Origin of the sequence: Calothrix sp. PCC 6303 (genome assembly GCF_000317435.1) — a bacterium.
Taxonomy (GTDB): domain Bacteria; phylum Cyanobacteriota; class Cyanobacteriia; order Cyanobacteriales; family Nostocaceae; genus PCC-6303.
Genome location: NC_019728.1, coordinates 1 through 20,531 on the forward strand (window position 1 = coordinate 1; position 20,531 = coordinate 20,531).

General features: G+C 38.3%; 14 protein-coding genes. 6 read left to right on the top strand and 8 right to left on the bottom strand.

Annotated elements, in window-relative coordinates; genetic code table 11:
* Window positions 1–102 precede the first annotated feature (102 nt).
* From CAL6303_RS27815 to CAL6303_RS27835, 5 genes are all read left to right on the top strand, one after another.
* A complete protein-coding gene (locus tag CAL6303_RS27815) occupies window positions 103–987 on the top strand; it encodes a TRAFAC clade GTPase domain-containing protein (protein ID WP_015173940.1) in 885 nt (294 codons plus the stop codon).
* Between the two features lie 38 nt (window positions 988–1,025).
* Entirely contained in the window at window positions 1,026–2,153 is a 1,128-nt protein-coding gene (locus CAL6303_RS27820; protein ID WP_015173941.1) for a hypothetical protein, read from the top strand.
* Between the two features lie 8 nt (window positions 2,154–2,161).
* Entirely contained in the window at window positions 2,162–3,151 is a 990-nt protein-coding gene (locus CAL6303_RS27825) for a TRAFAC clade GTPase domain-containing protein (RefSeq protein ID WP_015173942.1), read from the top strand.
* 170 nt (window positions 3,152–3,321) lie between these two features.
* Window positions 3,322–4,320, top strand: a complete 999-nt coding sequence (locus CAL6303_RS27830; RefSeq protein WP_015173943.1) for a hypothetical protein — start codon at window positions 3,322–3,324, stop codon at window positions 4,318–4,320.
* Window positions 4,313–5,773, top strand: a complete 1,461-nt coding sequence (locus CAL6303_RS27835; protein WP_015173944.1) for a hypothetical protein — start codon at window positions 4,313–4,315, stop codon at window positions 5,771–5,773. Before CAL6303_RS27830 ends, CAL6303_RS27835 begins: the two co-directional genes overlap by 8 nt.
* A 35-nt stretch (window positions 5,774–5,808) precedes the next feature.
* Here CAL6303_RS27835 and CAL6303_RS27840 read toward each other — a convergent pair whose 3' ends face one another.
* Genes CAL6303_RS27840 through CAL6303_RS27850 form a run of 3 tightly spaced genes read right to left on the bottom strand, consistent with a single transcriptional unit; the run spans window position 5,809 to window position 10,678 of the window.
* Window positions 5,809–6,627: a hypothetical protein gene (locus tag CAL6303_RS27840; protein WP_015173945.1), complete on the bottom strand. Its 819-nt coding sequence runs from the start codon at window positions 6,625–6,627 to the stop codon at window positions 5,809–5,811.
* A gap of 3 nt (window positions 6,628–6,630) precedes the next feature.
* The gene (locus CAL6303_RS27845) at window positions 6,631–9,177 is read right to left on the bottom strand and encodes an AAA family ATPase (RefSeq protein WP_015173946.1); all 2,547 of its coding nucleotides are present in this window, start codon (window positions 9,175–9,177) and stop codon (window positions 6,631–6,633) included.
* A gap of 16 nt (window positions 9,178–9,193) precedes the next feature.
* A complete protein-coding gene (locus CAL6303_RS27850; RefSeq protein WP_015173947.1) occupies window positions 9,194–10,678 on the bottom strand; it encodes a hypothetical protein in 1,485 nt (494 codons plus the stop codon).
* Window positions 10,679–10,838: 160 nt separating this feature from the next.
* On the opposite strand from CAL6303_RS27850, the gene CAL6303_RS31585 reads away from it, so the two are divergent.
* Window positions 10,839–10,970 (top strand): hypothetical protein, encoded by a 132-nt coding sequence (locus CAL6303_RS31585; protein ID WP_255348470.1) that lies wholly within the window; start codon window positions 10,839–10,841, stop codon window positions 10,968–10,970.
* A gap of 177 nt (window positions 10,971–11,147) precedes the next feature.
* Here the strand turns inward: CAL6303_RS31585 and CAL6303_RS27855 are convergent, their stop codons facing one another.
* The 5 genes from CAL6303_RS27855 to CAL6303_RS27875 all read right to left on the bottom strand — a co-directional run bounded on the left by CAL6303_RS27855 (window position 11,148) and on the right by CAL6303_RS27875 (window position 19,909).
* On the bottom strand, window positions 11,148–11,762 hold the full coding sequence (locus CAL6303_RS27855; RefSeq protein ID WP_041741245.1) for a 4Fe-4S single cluster domain-containing protein: 615 nt from the start codon (window positions 11,760–11,762) through the stop codon (window positions 11,148–11,150).
* Between the two features lies 1 nt (window position 11,763).
* Window positions 11,764–15,714 carry a tetratricopeptide repeat protein gene (locus CAL6303_RS28755; protein WP_015173950.1) on the bottom strand — a complete coding sequence of 1,317 codons (3,951 nt, stop codon included), beginning with the start codon at window positions 15,712–15,714 and terminating at the stop codon, window positions 11,764–11,766.
* A 56-nt stretch (window positions 15,715–15,770) separates the two neighbouring features.
* Complete coding sequence (locus tag CAL6303_RS27865) at window positions 15,771–17,330, bottom strand: Hsp70 family protein (RefSeq protein WP_015173951.1); 1,560 nt, start codon at window positions 17,328–17,330, stop codon at window positions 15,771–15,773.
* Between the two features lie 495 nt (window positions 17,331–17,825).
* Window positions 17,826–19,148 carry a ParB/RepB/Spo0J family partition protein gene (locus CAL6303_RS27870; RefSeq protein WP_015173952.1) on the bottom strand — a complete coding sequence of 441 codons (1,323 nt, stop codon included), beginning with the start codon at window positions 19,146–19,148 and terminating at the stop codon, window positions 17,826–17,828.
* The gene (locus tag CAL6303_RS27875) at window positions 19,145–19,909 is read right to left on the bottom strand and encodes a ParA family protein (protein ID WP_015173953.1); all 765 of its coding nucleotides are present in this window, start codon (window positions 19,907–19,909) and stop codon (window positions 19,145–19,147) included. Before CAL6303_RS27875 ends, CAL6303_RS27870 begins: the two co-directional genes overlap by 4 nt.
* Between the last annotated feature and the right edge of the window lie 622 nt (window positions 19,910–20,531).

Below are 20,531 nucleotides of genomic sequence, written 5' to 3' on the forward strand. Positions count from 1 at the left end.
GTGTTTAAAATTTGAGTTATGCTCCATAGAAAAGGTCTAAACATCTCTTTTATGATGTTGCTCAATTAAGTTTTACTAAAACCAAACTTACAGCCTAAAAATATGAGAATTGTGGAGATTGGTCATGAAGGAGTTGGTAAAACAACATTCATGGCATCTATGTACGGTACTTTACAAAAAAGTATTGAAGGATTCAGTTTGCGAGCAAGTCACGTAAACGATCACAATAGGCTAATAAAACTTTCAACAGATATTAAACAGAAAAAGTATCCAACCCCAACCGATCAAAGGCAAGAGTATAAATTTTACTTACAGTATCAAAATAAAGATATTTTCCCTTTTACATGGGCTGACTACAGGGGGGGAGCTATTCGAGAAACTCAAGATAGCGAACAAGCTACATTGTTACAGAAAGATTTACAGCAGGCAGATGGTATTCTAATTTTTTGTGATTGTCAGGCTCTTGTACAAAGAGATAGCCGAAAAAACCAGATTGGTAGAATGACGGCACTGATTACAAATGCGTTAAAAAATATAGAACGCCCGATTGGACTTGCGGTTGTTTTGACTAAAGCAGATTTAGTTAATGAACTAAATGAAGATGACTTCAAAATCTTTGAAGGATTGTCGAAAGCTATAAAAGCCAGTACCTACATTGCAAGCATGATGATTCCTGTTGCATGTGGTCCAGAACCGATAAATGTTGAATTACCTTTACTGTTTGTGCTTTACATAGGGGTTTTTATCCAAGCAAATTATCTTACTAAAGAAATCAATGAACATAAGCAGATGGCAGAATACTATGAAAAACAAACTTATGGTTTTGGTGGTTTTGTACAGGAGTTATGGGATATTTTCCAAGGTAATACAACTTACAGAGAAATGTCTCAAGAGAGTCTAGAAAAAGCAACTACAAAGTACAAAGAATTAGAACCTTTGATTGAACCTGTGGAAGCATTGAAGAAGTATCTCTCTATTAGCGAGTAAGAAGACAAGGTGAAAAACAACTGGGAGGGGATTAACAAATGTCTCGTTGGGCAGCTATTGTTTACGGTCGAACTTATGAAGTTGATTTTCGCTTCCTGGCTCTTCCTCATGACTTTAATGGGGCAGAACAAAACTGGGCAATGATGCATATCCAAACGATGACTCGTCTGCCAGAAGACTTACCAGGTAAGCCAAGATGGGCTGTTTTCACGAATGATAAGCTTTGTGTCATTGGAGTCGCCTGCATGGCGCGTGAGCTTGGTGGTCAAGCCAATACAAACAATGAAGATATAACGCGAGACCAAAGAAAACGTCCACTTTATACCTTTGTGGGGTATGCCACGAGACTCAACGACCAAGATGTAGTTGAAATACCTAACTATTTGGGTCAAGATTTAAGCCTTTTTAGCCTTCCTTACCATCAGTATGTATACCCAAATTGGCGAGTTAAATCTTATGATGAAAGAAGCAGTGTTGCCATTGCTACAACGTACCAGCCTTTATCGTACCCAACTATTGTAATTCCTGCTGACTTAGAGAAAAGGGATTTTAGTTTGAATCTAGCAGAAGATGATGCAATTTACCTATGGCGTGATGATGACGAAAAACGGCATTATTTATGGGCTTCTGCTGCAAAGCAAATTAGTGAAGTTAATAATAATGTCTCTCTGTGTTTAGGTCTAATGCGGAGTAGTGCTACCAATGGTGCTTTCCTTAACGTCACGATTGCTGATGTAGCCCACAAGGAAAAGATAATTAGAGTACTGGAAAGCACCTCTGCTCCTTCGGTAGATTCCACTTCGGTTGCAGTTTTAAGTCAACCCACGCCGAAGTTACGAAACGTTGGTGATGTAAGAGACAAAACAAGTTTAATATTGCAGCAAGTGAGTGCTTTGTTAATTGGAGCGATTACTGGCTTCTTGGTGGCTAGACTACTTAAGTTGGGAGCCGCAAAAGTTGTAATCTATACTTTTGTTGGAGGAATCGTTACTTGGATTCTACTGCTTATTGCACTGGGGGTTAATCTTCTGATTAAAAGAACTTCTTCTCAGAAACTGAAAAATAATGAATCAAGTGTTTTGTCCAAGCAGGATAGAATGTTTGGTTTTAGAGACAAAACTGAGCAGGATGAGACAAAAGATGATGATTTTATGGGATGGAGATAAAGATAAGTATGCGAATCATCATGCTCGGTCACACAGGAGTTGGCAAAACTACTTATATGGCATCGCTCTACGGGAGTATGCAACAAAGTATAGAAGGATTTAGATTGAAAGCATCTGAACTTGAAGACCATAGGCGATGGGTAGACGTTGCCGAACAAATTCAGCAGGGTAAATATCCAGCACTAACAGACCAGAGACAAGAATATAATTTCTATTTGCGTTACCAAGGCAAGAATATTTTGAATTTTGCTTGGGCTGACTACCGGGGTGGAGCAATTCGGGAAACTAAAGAAAGTGAGCAAGCAAAAGCTTTGCTTCAAGACTTGAAAACAGCAGACGGCATTATGCTGTTTTGCGATTGTAATGCTCTTGCCCAAGGCGATTCCCGCAGCAATCAAATCGGTAGGATGACAACACTTGTTAGTCAAGCATTACGAGAATTAGATCGTCCAATGTGTTTGGCTATTGTCCTCACTAAGACTGACTTGGTAGGAGATTTTCAGGTGGACTTACTGCAAAGTTTTAATGGTTTGATTTCAGCCATCAACGCCAGTGACTTTGTATTGGGTGCTTTGCTTCCCATAGCCTGCGGGAACCAGCTATGTAATGTACCCATGCCTTTGCTGTTCGTTCTTCACGCCACTGTTGCATTTCAAGCAGCAACGATCTATGCAGGGGTTGAGTCTCATGCAGAACGTGCCAAATCCTATGAAGCACAAAGCCGAGGGTTTGTAGGAGTAGCAGATTGGGTTATTTCCAAAATCAGTAACCAAGAAACTTATCGAGAAATGGTGGCTAAGGAGAAGAGAAAAGTTGTAGAGAAGCAGCGGGAATTTGAGAAAATTATCGAACCAGCAATGTCTTTATACAACTATGTCCAAAAATTACCCTTAATAAAACCTGACTTTGATTTATATGATTATGCAAGACTGCTCTCAGAAATTCAAGGTGGGGTTATCGAAAATTCTGTGAGCAATTCGGATATTTGGATTATTTAAATTTCTTAATTCTCAACTAATAGTTCATTTATAAAGCAAATCTTCAGCTTATCTGAATCTGTGAAATTGGATTTATTTTTTTAATTCCATACAAAAAAAATTTAGAGTTTACGTTTTTCTTGAAAAATCAACTCTAATAGTCGCACTAATGATTAACAAAGGAGATATTTATGGTAGCTGAGGCTAAGATTACGATGTTAGGTCTTGAGGGATCAGGAAAAACCTGCTATATGCTAGGACTATATGCGACTATGCAGATGGGCTTACAAGGATTCACCTTAACAGCCACTGACATGGACGAAGACTTGAGATTAACTAGTTTATGGGAGAGAATGGTTGACGAAGAAGGAGAAAATCGGTGGCCCTTTCCAACAGGCGTAGAGTCCCATCAATACGAGTTTGACTTCAGCTATGGTATGAGACCACTGATTAAATTCGATTGGTTAGATTACCGAGGCGGAGATATGAAGGGTTTCTCCACACAAGAAGGTGTTCAGATACTAACGAAGCGACTTTTAGAATCAAGTTGCGTGTTTTTATGTATTTCTGGGGAGTACTTAAAGCAAGAAGTAAGCAGTGACATGGAACTAATGTCTCTTGCTAAGAAAACGGGTGTTGACAGAATGAATAAATTCCTGATGGATATATCAAAAAATCTTAAGGAATGCCAAAGACCTTTTCCCATTGTGATTGTAATTACTAAGTTCGACCAATGTTACGAACGGGCAAAAGATAAGGTATCAAAGGAAAAGTTATTTGATGACATTAAAAAAATGTTTAATGCGTTATTCTTGCCAAATAAAGATTGGCTAGTGATGCTCTGTCCAGTAACTTTAGGTAAAGGGCTGGAAAATGATGGTGTTACTGGAGAGATACAGCCTAAAAACTTACATTTACCTCTGTTGTTTGCATTGTATGCAAAGTTTCGTGAATATGCAATGACTGAACAAGCTAGAGTTAATGAAACACAAATCAGATTAGATATATTAAGAAGTGGAAACTGGTTTCAAAGATTTTTTACTGGCGACGACCAACGTGTAGCTGAGTCGTCTTTAGAAAATTATCAAAATCATCTGCAAGAGATTCAGCAAAGAATGGCTTTATTAGCTCAAGAATTAACAAACGCGCAAATATTCCTTGGCGGAAAGGAGCAACAAGTTGATGTTTGAAGAAACTTCCGATATTGTTCTCGATACACAAACTCCTGTATCAAAATGGGCACCCATTGTATATGGGCGAACTTATGCAGTAGATTTTCGCTTTCTTGTTATTCCTGATAATTTTGATGACAATCTCAAAGATTTATTATGGCAGTATATTAAAGTAACAACCCGTGAAGCAGAAAACCTCTCAGGAAACCCACGTTGGATATTTATAAGGGGTAAAAAACGCTGTGTGGTTGGCGTGACTTGTATGGTCAGGGATTTAATAGGTTTCCAAGCAGACAATACTCCAGAAGATTTAACAAGAGATAAACTTGGGCGACCTTTGTATACCTTTGTGGGTTATGTTTCACAAGACCCCATGATTACTGCTGTCCCAGCTATGAATTTGGAGCTTTTCGCCGAGCCTTACAAAGAATTTGTCCCAAAGAAATGGCAAGAAATTTATGCTGACCTTGGCAGCAATCAAGCGGCTACACAGGAACTGAAATCACAGTATGAAAGAGAATTTAATCTAGAAGAAGTCGCAACTGAAGATTTAGAAGCAAAAAAAATTTCAATTGAGAATTTGTTAACAAGTGGTCAAAATTCTATAATATTTTGGAATATTTCTAATACCAGAAATATATGGTTTACTGCCTCAACAAACAGGGAACCTTTATCAATTTGTTTTGGAAATTTCAACAAGCGGGATTTAATTAATTCTGTGTATATGAATGCTGCAATTGATGAAAAAGAAGGTAGAGAAGAAGTTGAGAAGGTAAAGAAAGTTTCAAAAACGCAATTGAATTCTCAATTTGAGAATTCAACGTACACACAATCGCCTTCTCAGCGTTTTAATGAACAAGTTCACTCATCCAGTCAATCTGATGAGCAATGGGACAGTGAATATCTAGGGATAGAAGATGATATTTATCAAACTGATAAAGAAGAAATGTCTTTTATTGTAAGTATTTCTAAGCCAGGTTATGAATTTACTAGAAAAGCACTTGGAGAGGGGATAGCAAATGGATTATCTTTCATTAACCGTAATACTGTTGGAAAGATAGCTGAAATTAGATATGGAAAAGAAAATGTTAATAAAATGCATGAGCAGATAATAGGTGTAGATGAATTAGTGACAGAACTAAAAAAAACAATAGAGAAACTAGAAAAACTACAAAAACAGAGAGAAACATTAATAGCAGAAAACCGAGAAGCTGAATTGCATAAATTAAATGAGTCTATTGAGTCTCTCAAAAAACAGAAAAAAGACTTAAAACAAGAGCTTGATGACATTGAAGAAAATTCACGTTCTCGAAGAACTAACCAATCAATTCAGCCACGGCAAACTGAAAAGAGAGCAAAAACAAACCCCAATTTAGGTTTTCAGGACAAAGAAATTATGGAAAACAAACAAATTGATAGCGATACTAATGCTAAAAAATCGTCGCAATCAAAAGATATTTGGGAATTGTAAACTAATAATTTTATTAGTTTCTTTTATTTCACTGGTTACAAATCCCATACATCATCTTTACCTGGCTTTGAACTTGATAGCCTTTGGCGAAGGCGCTCTCGGTCTTCATTAGCTTTGTCAAGTTCTGCTTGTACCTCTTGTAACTGTCCTTGTAGTTGATTACGTTCTTGTTCAACGTTGATCAATTTTACCTCAGCTTGAGAAAGTTCTGCTTTCAGTTGAATTTGTAAGCGATTCGCCTGATGTTGTAACTCCGATTTTTCATTTTCTAATTTTTTAATATTGTCTAGAAGATTATTTTGTTGTTGTTTTAAAGATTCTAAATTAGATTGAAACTGCGATCGCTCTTGTTCGTATGTGGCTATTCTCTGCAAGAGACATTCATTTTCTTGTGTGATTTGTGCAACCTGACTTTGTAAATGCGATCGCTCTTGCTCAATTTTTATTTTCTCCTTACTGATAGTTTCTGCTTGTGATTGGAATTGCGATTTTTCCTGTTCAAGGGATAATACTTTTGTACTTAAATCCCTTTTATCATTATTTAAGATATTAATTTGTGATTCCAGGTGTGATTTCTCTTGTGCAAATTGTGATTGGAGTTGTTGTAAAGATTTCTCTAATCTTATCTTTTCGTTTTGCAATTCTACAATTTCTGCCTGCGAAAGAGAAGGTAAATGGTGTAGTTTAATCCATATTTCTCGTGCCCAATTTAACTTTGTCTTCTCTTTAGATATATACTCATCAGGTATCTGACCCGCAAATGTCAACGGATAGGGCGTTAAATCCCAGCTACAAATTGGGCAAATTACTTCACCTTGTGTGTATTCAGAATTGCAAACAGGACAATTGTTCATAATTTAGTTCAAACTAGGAATATCACTAATTGCAAAAGTCAGCATTGCTTCTCCAGTTAAATGCTCGCGTGATATTCTATTCTTCCACTGCCGAACCATTCTTTCGTAAAAATTTCGCACTTCTCGCCCATTACCGAATTTTCTGTTTCGAGTAGCATACATTCTATTAAAAGTCTCTCTCAACTTATTAGCTACGTTGTCCGGGCACTTGATTTTATTCTGAGTGCATAGTTCCATGAAAATTCTAAAAAGCTCTGTGCCGTTATAGTCGGGAAATTCAATCTGGTCATTAATTCGTGAGGAAATTCCAGAATTAGCGTTGAGAAAATTCTCCATTTCCAGGGAATAGCCTGCGAGAATCACTACCAAACGATGGCGCTGATTTTCCATCATCGGCACTAAGGTATCAATCGCTTCTAGACCAAAACTCGATTCAGCTAAGGAATATGCTTCATCAATAAACAAAACACCATCTAGAGCAGATTCAATAACTTTTTTGATTTTGGGTGCGGTTTGTCCAACATATTCTGCTACAAGATCGCTATATCCCACTTCCACAAAATGCCCTTTCTTCAGTAACCCCAAAGCTTTAAATATTTCGCCAACTATCCGAGCCACAGTTGTTTTACCTGTACCCGGATTGCCGAGAAACAACAAATGTCTGGTTTCTAAAGTACTAAATGAATCATAGCCTTCTGCTTTCAGGCGTTGGTTAGCTCTTTCGGTATTAATTAACTCATTGACTCTCTGCTTTACATTTAGCAACCCAATCATGTTATCCAGTTTTTGCCGGAGTTGCTGTAGATTATCTTTGTCTTTGACTCCTTGTTGGCTAATTTCTCGCTCCTTGGCTGGCAAATCATCTAACTGAAGGGGTTCGTGTAAGAAGTCTAAATTATTCTGGGCGATACGTTGCGCTCGTAGCTCATCCATTGATTGAAAAAGGTTCTGCACAAGTCCTGCGTTGCCAAACTTGTCATCTCGTTCCTCATAAAGTCGGGTAAACAAATTTATAAGCGCTGTTTCTAGCTGAGGCGCAATTACTCCTTGTATCTGAGAGATTTGCTGATGAAATATTTCCATCAGTTCTTCTGGTTTATAGTCCTCAAACAAGACTTCTTTACGAAAACGCCGCTCTAGTCCAGGGTTCGAGTTGATAAACTCACTTATTCTGTCAGGATAACCTGCAATAATGACGGCTAAGCGATGCTTGTCATCTTCCATTCGCTTGAGTAATGTGTTGATGGTTTCTAAACCAAAACTGTCATTCGGTCCTTGGTTGAGGTTATAGGCTTCGTCGATGAAGAGAACCCCATCTACAGCACTGTCGATAACACTATCTGTTTTCATCGCAGTTTGTCCTAGATACCCAGCCACCAAATCTTGACGTGCAACCTCAACAACGTGTCCCCGCCGCAGTAATCCTAAATCTCGATAAATTTCGCCAATGAGTCTAGCAACTGTAGTTTTACCCGTTCCAGGATTACCTTTAAAGACCAGGTGCAAACGAGGAGGTTCTGTAAACAGTCCTTGCTGCTGACGTATATTCTCGACTTTCAATACCTCCGCTCTTTGTTTAACCACTTCTTTTACCGACTGTAACCCTATCATTTTTTGGAGACGCTCCAAACCAGGTTTGGAAGAGACATTGCCTGAAAGCCACTTCTGTTTTCTCGCTTCTGCAAGAGAAATTTCCTTAGCTATAGCGAAGCAATCATACCAGTAATTCAACTGGCGATTTTCTGCGGCAATCCATCGGGATAAAAGTTGAATTGTTCCCCAGTCAACAGGTTTTTCTTTATCGAGTCGAAAATAGTGAATTAAATACTCAATCTCATCTGCTATGGGCGCACCCAAACGGCAAATATTCAATGATTGTCCTGCTTGTTCTCGATTCAGCAGTAAGTTCTCAAGATATGTAAAACGATGGCGACGGCAAAATTCTTCAAGACCGTTCCGATTTTCATAATGAAATATAAAGATACAACGATTGCGATTATTAGCTGGTAAACGTGACCATTCAATAATGCGTCCAAATAATTCTTGTTGGTTAGCGAAGTTGGCTAAACCTTCAGCATAAGAAAACACAATCGCCGACAGTTGCTCCATTTCTACCATCGCCGTATGAAAATATGGAATAACCGTAATATCCCTCATCAGCGAAGGGGCTTGAGGAGGAGATGCGACAGAAACAGCAGGCGTAGGAGCAACAGGCTCAGACCTATTTGGCAATAGTCTTTTTTTGCGCCCCAAAGGTCCTGGTTTTACCATCATTTCACTGTTTTTCGGTGGTAATGGATTTGTAGAAGCGCGACGAGGTAAGCAGCGATCGCGAGACTCCCGATCTAGAAAATAAAGTTTGCGATGCCCATCAAAGAAGAGGATACGCTGATATCCCTGGGATTTTAAGTATCGATGTAACACCCATTCAATATCACGCAGCAGCAACTCTGGCGTGCAAAATTGGTCGCTCGTGTTTGCGCCGTAAAGAATGATGAAGCGATCGCCTGCTTCTAAATTCAACCCTGCCGTAACTCTTTCGACAGTCATACCTGTAATATTTCCGTTATTTTTGTGAAGTCTTATTTACTTGTTCAGTTTTTTTGACCTGTTGTTGTAATGCATCCTCAAATAAAGTCTCGATATCGTCTCTTGGTTGCTCTACACATTCTGTAGAACCTTGAGTTTCTATACCCTGAGATTCAAGAGCATCAAAAATTGCCTCAGCATTCTCTTTTTGTGCATTTTCATCCCGCAAGATTCTACCAAATGAATTAATAGAAACCAAATTTTTACCAAACTCCTTATCAGGGCTAACTATCGTGACTACCTCACCTCCGTTGGCATCTTTCAACTTTAATACATAAGCCTTGCGCTGATCATCCTCTTCATAGATGGAATCTGCGTTCGGGTCAATTAAAACATATCCCATGCGAGCCAAAACATGTGCCACCTTGTCGGCAATTTCTGCTCTTAACTGCGAACTCAAAATCTCTCGCTGCGCCTGTTCTACAATCTCTTCTAGGCAAGGCTGTAGCTCTTCAATCTGCTGAACAATTTCCCGGATTTGCTCCGTCGTTAAAGACGACTCACTTTTTTGAAGACTGGTTTCAATTTCTTGGAGTTCTTGCTCATATTTTTTGAGGCTACCATTTGTCCAATAATCTACCTCTAGGCGAAATTTTTGCGATTCATCGCCCTGCCCAATTTCAATTTCATATTCACGATTGGCTTGCACTTCCGCAATTAGGCTTTTTAAATCTTCCAAAGCGGAATTATATAGGAGTTCCCACTCTTGCTGCTTTAACTCTAGCTCCAAACGCAAGTCAGCAAGTTTAAAGTAGGTTTGTTGACTAGTGGCAATCGCTGCTTCTAGTACACCATTTTGAATATTGTCACGAGCAAGATTTATCTCTCGTTTGAGGTCATTTAACTTACCAGGAGCAAAGCGTTGGTGCTGGTAGTTACAGTCTATCTGCTCCCAAATCGTCTGCACATCATCCAAAATATTTTGTGCTAGTGTAGCCTTATCCTGCTTTTCTTGCTCCAGTTGTTGCTGTAATTGTTCGCGTGCCTGACGCTCTTCATCTATCAGTTCTGTAAACTTCTGGTCAAGATGCTGATTTAGTGCCAGATACTCCTGCCTTTGTTCTGCTGTAATTTGGAGAAATAGACTGCGCTGCTCAGCAAAACCCTCACGCATCGCGTCTTCAAGGCGTTTTACCTCAACTTCGAGTGCTTGTTGCTGCTTACTCTCAGAATCACGAATTACTTTTTGGAATTCTTTACGTTGTTGCTGCAACCGTTGATGAGTTTGCAACTCTAGGATTGCCAAATTACTTTTGAGCTTCTTCGCTTCCTGTTCCTGTTGCAGTGCCCGATGCTCCATAGGCGCGAGACGTTGCTGCAACTCTCGATTTGCTTCTTCTCGAATGGCATTAAGACGTTCTGGAAGGTCTTGATTTAAAGAGCGCAGCCTACTGTCTTGTTTACGCAATCTACGCAGTTCCTGCTCTTCAACATTCACATAGCGACGCTTTTCTCCACTCATAGGAATCTCCAGTGTATTTTTAGACAAGTAATTAATTATGTTTACTTATAAAGTTTATATTGTTTTTAGCGATCACATATTCTCACAAAATCACGTTGCGCCTTTCTAATAACTGATGGAAAACTATAGAATAGGACTAGATATAACCAGTAATACCATCATGCCAAGAGAAAGCAAAGTCAAAAAAGTTTCCCCTAACGAAGAGTCCGCCTTTTCTGAGTCAGAAGTAATAAACGCTGAGGTAGTTCCCGAAGAAGAAGAATCAGTAACACTTTCTAAAGGAGAATGGTAGGACTTAGAACGTTTAGAAAGTCAGATAAGAAGTGCTGTTTTAGAGGCAGCAAAAGCCCTTTGGGAGGTCAACACACGTCGTTTATACCGAGAGCGATACCCTACGTTTGAGGGTAAAGATTTTGTGTTGAGTCAATATTGACTCAATTGATGTTTCTGATTGCTATTTATTTTTTACTTATAAGCACCCTCTAAGATTTTCAATTGTTTCCTCGAAAGCTCTTTGAAAATTATGCGGTGGTATGCCAATCATTAAAGCCGCCTCATTGCGTAAATGAATCTCTACATTACGTTCACGCTCAAGAAATAAATTGGCTTGCGACAAATATCTAGAGGTCAAAAAATGAACTACCTGGTTTGAAGAGCCACGCCAACCCTTGTTGTCGTTAAGCTCTGATACATATTGCCCATCTATCAACACATCAATCATATTGAGGACTTGTTCAATATTGCGATCGCATTTTGACCGAAGTTGCTCTAAAGTAAAACCTGTAAAACAAATAATGGATATATCTTGTTCTTGTCTGAGGAAAGTGAATAGCTCAAAGAGAGCCTCTGCTTGAAGCATTGGTTCACCTCCTGAAACTGTTATACCCTCTGTATTAGGCGTAGAAAGCACCATATTTGCTAAAAGTTTTGGCTCCATCAAATTCCCTGTAATCATGGGTATCCAATCCGGAGAAATGCAGTTCTGGCAGTTAAAACAGCAGCCTTGAACCCAGATAGCAAAACGTTGTCCAGGACCAAGGGTTTGTGTAGCAGTACAAATTTCTGCAATATTGAGGAGGGACATATTAAAAGGTAACAATAGATTTTTGTTTTGATTGCTCATGTTGAATACGAGCATCAGAAAGTTGTTTGTCCAGTTCGGCTAATAACTGACTAACTTTCTGTATAATTTCATCTACTTTCTGCCTGTCAAGAGGTAGTAAATTTTTTTCCAGGGTGCAATCAGCTTGATAGTGAGCATGGAGATGAAAACTTATTTCATCTGTTTCTTCTTTATATTTATTGAATTGTTGAATCGCTTCTTGTAGTTTATCCCATGTTTGCTGATAATTTTGTCTGTCCCGTTCTAAGTCATTAAGAACAACTCGTAAAGGTTCATATAGCTTTGCACATTCTTCTTGGGTTAGTCTAATTAAATCTTGTGCAATTTCTTTTATCTTTAATTGCTCTTCTAGATTGCTATGCTTATAATTTTCAATCTCCACTTTAAAATGCTTTTGCTGATCTTGCAATTTTTTTAGCTCATTTTCATCTACAGAATTTTTATTCTTTAAATTTTCAATCTCTACTTTAAAATATTCTTGTTGTTCTTGCAATTGTTTTAATTCATTTTCAAGTTTAATATTTTGTTCTTTCAAATCCTCAATCTCTGAGGATTTACTTTTCACAGCTTCAGATGGTTCGTGAATCTCTGAATTTTGAACTTCTATTTCATTGTTGGCTTGGGTTTCTAGTTGTAATGGTTCTGATTGAATAGAAACTTGTTTGTGAATCTCTGAGCTTGTAAGTTCTTTTTCATTATTAACTAAATGTTCTCTTTGTAATGATTCTGATTGATTAGAGACTGAAATCTTATCTTCATAAATGTGTGAATCATGTTTTATTTTTGGGTCTCTACTACGTTTTTTATTATCTAACTGAACCAAAGCTTTCTGAATAAGAACAACTTTTTGATGCGACTCACCATATTCATGACTATTAATTTCTAGCGCTTTACGGTATAACTCTTCTGCTTCGTCAAATTTTTCTAGTGATTGATAGACATAAGCGAGATTAACCATGTTATTAGCAATGCTGGGGTGTTTTTCTTTAAAAATACACTTTCTAATCTCTAGTGATTCTTCATAAAGCCTTGCAGCTTTTTCATAAGAACGTTGTTCTGTGAGATATTTTGCTAATTTATTTAGAATATTAACAACATTGGGATGTTTATTACCCAGCAATTCTCGGCTTACTTTTAGTAACCTGTTGTATAAAGCAACTACCTGATCATAACGATTTTGAAACTCATAAAGTTCAATCAGTCTCATCAATCCTTCTGAGAAATTAGGATTAATTGATTTGTCTTTACCATATATACCAATTGCCTCAGCATACATAGATTCCGCCTCTTCTTCCTGACCAAGAGAGCGTTTGAATTCTGCAATCCCCAGCATATATTCACAAACATTTGGGTTATCTTCCCCATATACTTTCTTTGCAACTTCTAACGATTTTAGGTATAAAGGTTCTGCATCTTCTTTGCAGTCTTGACTGACTAAAAAATTGGCATAAATAATCAACTTATCAACTAATTTTGGATGGTTATTTCCTAACGTATTTTCAAAAATTTCAACAGCTTCTTTAAGTAGCTCCTCAGTTTTTTTGAATTCTTTTTGAGAAAAACTAACATTTGCAAGGACACACAGCAATTCACCATACTTCGGGTGATTTGTACCAAGTACAGATTTGTAAATTTCTTGTCCTCGCGTCAGTAATGGTTTTGCTTCCTCATAATTGTTTTGCTCAGTATAGTTCACAGCCAAACGCACTAGAGACTCTGCAACATCTACATGTTCTTGCCCATAAACACGTTTTTGTATTTCCAATGCTTGTATATAAAGAATCTCTGCATCATCATAACGACCTTGTGCAGTGTAAATCGTACCGAGAACCATGAGGTTGATAGCATGAGTAGGATGTCCCGTATTATCTTTAGATTTGTTAATTTCAATGGCTTTTTGGCAAATTTCTTCTGCTTCTTGATGTCGCCCTTGAGCAAGACATACTTGTGCTAAATTACTCAAACATATGGCATATATGGGATGATCATTTTCAAAAATATTCTCTACCATTTCTTTAGCTTTTTCACAAAAATTCTCAGCATCCTGAGTTAAACTTTGTTCAAGGTAAAGAGTAGAATTATTGATAAAAATATGAATAATCATCTCATGATTAATCAGGAAGTATTTTTCAAAGTCTTGATTTTTATCAACATTTTCTTCTAATTTTAGATCAAATAATCTTTTATAAAGACTTTCAGCCTCTTTATAGTTCCCTCTAATTCGACAGACATATGCTAAATCGCTCAAATTGGGAATAAGGTCAAGACTCAAATTTGGAGTAGTATTAATGTCTTTTTTAATAACTAGTCTTTCCTGAATTTCTAAAGCTTCTCTACAATATTTCTCTGCATTTTCAAACTGACCTTTAGTAGCTAATAGCGTCCCGAAACTACTCAACACCCGAGTTGTAAAAGCATTTTCATTCCCAAATAAATTTTTCGTAGGTTCCAGAAGTTCCACTAAGTATTTTTCCGCTTTTGTGAAGTCTCCCTGTCGTGAGTATACTTGAGTCAGTAGATATTGAGCTACAATATAGCGTTCGTCTTCTCTGCTAAAACGAGATTCTATTTCTAATAGAAATTTTTCACCCCATTCTGCGGCTTGAGCATAAATTCCTAGATAAATACAAATACTCAGCAGGTACGTATGAGATATATACAGTTCCTGATAGTCCATCAGATGAGAGAAAGCTGTTGCAATCTCTTCGATATGTGGCGTAATTAACATAGGTGGAATATTTGCCATTGCTGAATCAAAATTTCCAATTAGCAATGGTACCAGTAAATTCACCATCTTAGAGCAGAAGCTTTTTTTAAGAGCATTCGCGCTATCCAACTCATCACGCTTGTTTCGTACATATTCACGGACAAGATGATGAAATTGGTATAAGCCAGTTTCTTGACGTTGCAGGAGACTGAATTTTAGCAGCCAGTCATCTCTCAGTTCTTCTATTTCATCAAGTTTTCGCTTGAACTGTAAATTTTCAATTATCAACCAAGGAATAGGGGCAAGAGCAAATAAACTCAGGTAGTAACTGAGATGCTTTGCATCATCGCTCAATTCCTTCCAACTCAGATCAAAAGCAGTACTAATAGGACTAATAGCTTTTTGAGCAAGCTTTTCTTCTTTCAGTCGTTCAAGCATTTCTGATAAAGATAAATCCTGTTTTCGAGCTAAATAACGACCTACTAACTCTAAACCTAATGGTAAATAATCTAGCCATTGACAAAGTTCCTGTGCATAATCAATTTCTTCATCAATGCGGCTATCTCCATCTCTAAAACTTGTTCTTAACAGACCTAAAGCTACAGACTCATCCAAAACAGGAATTTCTACAAAATCGACACCAAATCCATAGGTTAAACGTGTAGTAATTAAAACGCTAAAACGTCTTGCTGGAGGTAAGTATTGCCGGATTCTGTCAAAATCGTTTACGTCATCGAAAATAATTAAAACTTTTCCTTCACGCCAACGTGACCAACAAAATTCTAACTGACTTCGGATATCTAAGTCTTGTGGAGGGTCTATACCAAGAAACGAACGAGCAAAACCCAAAATGCCCTTCACTACATCTGTATCTCTAGCTAAAAGCCAACAAATACCACCCTCGTAGCTTTTCTGGTATTTGAGTGAATATTGAATAGCTAGCTCAGTTTTGCCTATTCCACCAGTTCCATATAGGGCAATTGGAAGATGAGATTGCATAATATTTTCATGGACAATTTTTAATTCCTTCTCACGACCCATAAACTCCGTAGCGTTGCTGCGGGGAACGTTAATGGGAAAACTCACAGGCTGTGAATTTACAGGAATTTGTCCAAAAAATAAGTTTTGACTTTCAACTGTCATGTTACCTTGATTAAGGGTAGCTACGTTTTTCATGTAGTTACCGCGATCTTCGCTGCCCGACATAATTTCTCTTCCTTAATTCCTTACATCCTTACACTAAGCTGGACTTCGCTTTACTGTTATAATTGTGCAACAATATTTGAAAGAATTCCCAACTCGTATTCTAATCTCTGCTTATTTTTACAGTCTTCAATAACTAAATAAAATATATGTGAATGGTTGACTCGCATTCCTACTCGCCAATGGTTTCTGCAAGAATAGTTCGGTAATTTTATAGCATCTAGCTTCACCTCTCTAAAAATATCTCCTTGTAAGTGGGCATCTACCCATACAGTTATAGTTGAAAAATTTCCTGTAAATGCTGTTAGCAAAGGTTGGTCGAGAAATTGAGTCTCTAGTAAGTCATCTAAATCTGTACCACCTTGGATAATCGGAATTAGCTGTCGTTCTCTTTCAGCATTAGCATTCAAATTTTCTGCGACAATGCCAAGTGTATATACACATCTTTCAACAGGGTCAATTAAGCTGTTAGCTATTAAGCACGCACCGTGGGAGATTGCAAAAGAACTGTAAGCATTGTTGAAGCTAGGATCAAAACGTGGGTCGCTTTCTTGAATGTCAAGAGCTTGCAGGATAGTATTTTGAGTCAGAATAAATTGGCATAAATCGCCTATTATAAACAGAAAATCAAATGATTGTTGATGGGATTGCATCCAGATGTACAAGTGTTGTATAACCTCTTGAATTCCTTTTTGGATAGGTGCAAATGCTTCACTGATGTGTTGGCATTTGACTGCATAACCACCACCAAAGCAATAAAGGTTATATTCTGCCATTGCCTCTGGCATTTTCAAATATGTAATCAGTCTGCTAGTACTTTCTTGATGAGAGTTAACTTTTTTTAGTTCAAAATCTTTCAGCAAACGAATGAATTCACGGCTTTCCTCAGCTAAAAAATGCCCATGTTTTTCAGTATAGGCAAGTTGCACACATTGGCGATCAAAGTCAAAACCTGCATCTCCGTAGTTATCTGAATAAAGAACCTTGACTTTTTCCGTTGTACTGATAGAACACAAACTCAGGTTAAAACTACTACTTCCCATATTGCAAACCAACAGGTTGCCATGCGTTTCTAAATTCTGGCGTTGCTTTTCCCAAATCCAATATGTAGCAGCAGCAACAGACTCACTAATTAATTGAAAGTTGTTTGCTCCTATGCCTAGTTCGTTCATTATTAGACGATTTAAGCATACCTTTTCCTGATTGGCGATATCTCTATAATAAGTTTCTGGTATAGATATAACCAGGTTTTTAATATTACCTTTTTGCTGACTAAAACTAGAACTCTGAACTTCTTTGGAAAACAACAACTCACGTAAAAAATCTGCCGTGACAGTAATGCGAGCGCGCTGCTCTTGATCACTATTCAAATACTTTGAGGTATGAAAAAGTAGTTGCTTTTGAAAGCGCCCATAGCCTTCTACATTCGGGTCTCGTATTATTTTACTACGAGCTGCATCACCAATTACTATGCCATCACCATCATACACAATCAAGGATGGGATGTGTTTTTGTCCATTCTTAAACTCGTATTCAAATAGATGTAATGTACCGTTTTCAAAGTATGAAACTACCGAGTTAGCCGTACCAAAATCAAGCCCAACTTTATGTGAGGACATAAAAGTTAATTTTTACGTCTAATGTGAATTAGGAAAAGGGTAGGAGAAGTAAGAAAATGAAAGTTACTAGCTTTTCACTTTAAACTTCCCCTACGAATAGCATAGGGGTTAAGCCGGGATACCTGCAATATGGGACACGTTGTAAAGTTTTGTGTGCGTATATCAAGCAAAACCCTTGACATAGGGGTAAAAGTAGCCAAAGCGCATTTTGCCGCCATGCGTCCTCTGTAAACCTTACTCAGACGCTTGTTTTAGAAAAAAACGTAACTGCCTAGGTAAGAAAGTCAGGGATATTCCGATGAGGGAAGAAAAATGGTAGTGTTCAAACATGAGTCCAGAAGAAAAAGATCAAATGGAATTAGGATACAGAATAAGGCGATACGAACAAAAATAACAAGCAAAATTTTAATACTGAGGAATTCAATTTTGATGTGAAAGCCAAATTTAGCAAGCTATTCAAAATAAATTTTGCACAACTAATTTTTAGATGATACCTTAGCCTCCAGACAGTATTTTTTCAATATCACTTAACAATTTTTCCACCTTTATCAGCTTTTTGGCATCATCCCATACCTTAGCTTGCTTAAGTTGCTTGCCAATATCTGCATACCTTTGACTCAACGCTTTTTCAGGTAGTATCTCTTGTGTGCCATTGGCTTGAAGTTGCTGAATTAATTCTTTAACTTGGCTTAATGAAAGGTTTTCAATAACTGCTTTATCGAGCAACTCCGCACGTTGTTCGTCGTCCTTAACTCGTGCGATCGCAACAGCCTTTGTATATTCCAATTTCCCTTGCCGCAATACGGACAGTACATCTTCAGGTAACTTGAGCAACGGTAGGCGAGAGTTAACGAAAGATTCCCAGGTTATTGTACCCAAAACATCGAAAACGGATTGTACAGCAAGGGTTTCATGTTTACCCAAAACGTTTTGGGTAATTTTTCCTTTCGCCTCGTTTTGCATTCGATAAAGCAGCGAAACCACGTCATTGATAGGTTGTTGCAGTTGTATACCCAACAATTCGAGGATGCCTTCGGTTTCTTCTAAAGGGTTAAGGTCTTCACGCTGGAGGTTTTCGACAAGGCGTACTTGTTGCGTGGTGTAGTCGTCCATCTCTTTGACGACCACAGGCACTTCCATAAGTCCCGCAAGTTCGGATGCTCTCAGACGGCGTTCCCCAGCGATAAGCTCAAAATTGTCGTTATTGAGGGGGCGCACTAGCAATGGTTCGAGAACGCCAAATTGCTTAATTGAGCGCGATAATTCTTCGAGCTTTTTGGGATCAAAATAACGTCGAGGTTGGGAAGCTGGTAATTTAATTTTGGCGATGGGCAAAGTTTCGCCCTCACCGATACCCGCAGATTTGTCTTCGACTACTGAGTTTAATTGGGTTGGTGTTAATGCTTCGCTTGTTGCGATGACCTCCGGTGGGTCGGAGACCATCGCATTTTGTGCGCCAAACAATAGAGTGACAGGTTTTTTTATCTCAGTGTAAGGCTCGTCTTTTTTACTAGTTTTATGGGTTCGGCTGCTTGGTATGGTGCGAGTCGTTTTATTATTTGATTTGGCTGTATCGCTGCGCTCGACTTGATTGTTTGAACTAGCTATATTACTTTGACTGGCTTCACTATTTGAATTATCTGTATTAGTTTGATTAGCTTTACTCTTTGAATTATCTGTATCAGTTTGACTGGCTTTACTCTTTGAATTATCTGTATCAGTTTGACTGGCTTTACTCTTTGAATCATCTGTATCAGTTTGACTGGCTTTACTCTTTGAATTGGCTGTATTAGTTTTTCTAGTCGTGGGTTTATTCATAATTTTTCTAGTTGAAGAGCAATTTTTTTGAGAATAGCAACGGCAGAATGACTTTTATCTAATAATGCTAGCGGTACTCGTCGCTCACTCGCATCAGCAAATGCGATACTTTTGGGAACGGGAGGAAACACGGTAGCAAGGGGTGATAATTGTTCCTGTACGGCTTTAACCGTGCGCGACTCCTGCGCGGTGCGTCCATCGTACATGGTAGGAACAAAACCTGCAAACTGGAGATTTGGATTTGTATGCGATCGCACTTGGGCAACGGTATTTAATAAAAGCTCAGTTCCCTTAAATGATTTAAATTGACACTGGATGGGGACAAGGATATGGGTTGCCGCAGTCAGGCTGATAATGCTGAGTAACCCTAGTGACGGCGGACAATCAATCAAAATAAAATCGTAGTCATCAAGTACGGGTGCGAGTGCATTTTTTAGGCGATACTCGCGGGACATTGCACCACTCAGTTGCATCTCAGCAGCAGCTAAATTTATATCGGCAGGGACGAGGGATAAACCGTTGATGGATTCAGGATAGATGGGAAGTGGTTTGTTGTTAACAATTGCGTTATAAATACTTGTCTCTAACTCATCAGGTTCTAGCCCCATAAACATTGTTAAAGATGCCTGCGGGTCCATATCCACAAGCAGGACGCGAGTGTTCTTTTTTTGGGACAGATGGTAGCCGAGGTTTTGGGTCAGGGTTGTTTTGGCAACGCCACCACTTTGGTTAAATAAGGCAATGATGTGGGTTTGGCTCACGATTTTTATGATTTACTTCGCTATTAAATCCTAGAGGATGGGGTTATTTTAACGAAGGGAGTGATTTTATACAATTATTTAAAAGCTGGAAAATTATCCTTGATAATTTATGATAACTTTCATCCTCTTACTTATCCCACCTTTTCCCAATTGGCGCAACATAGCTCAGTTGAATACTAAGGTTCTGTAGAATCAAAGTCAGGACTTATGCCAGTTGGCAGGACTGTTATGGATTCCCCTTACCTTTCGGTATGGTGGCATTAGCTTCTGGAAGCATCCTATACCCTCTGAATAATTAGGCTTCCCTTACGGGTCGCTTACTGGGAGTATAATCCCAGACTTCATAGGGGTTATCACGTTACGCACGGATGAGATTCAATTGGTTTGGGTGCCCTCTCTACACCGGAGTATCGATGTCCCAGTTCAACCAAATTGGGGAGTTGAACCTTTGTCTGAATGTTTTTGGGGCATTCAGTGCATTTACTCGTATCACCGTATCAGCCTTTTCGATGACTATTTCTAACGATGCCTCATAAAGGGTTCATTTACATTCACCCATCCAATCTTTCCTTTGCCCGGTTACATTTTTAGGCTAAATGCTTCCTTGGGCTTTACTTCCCGC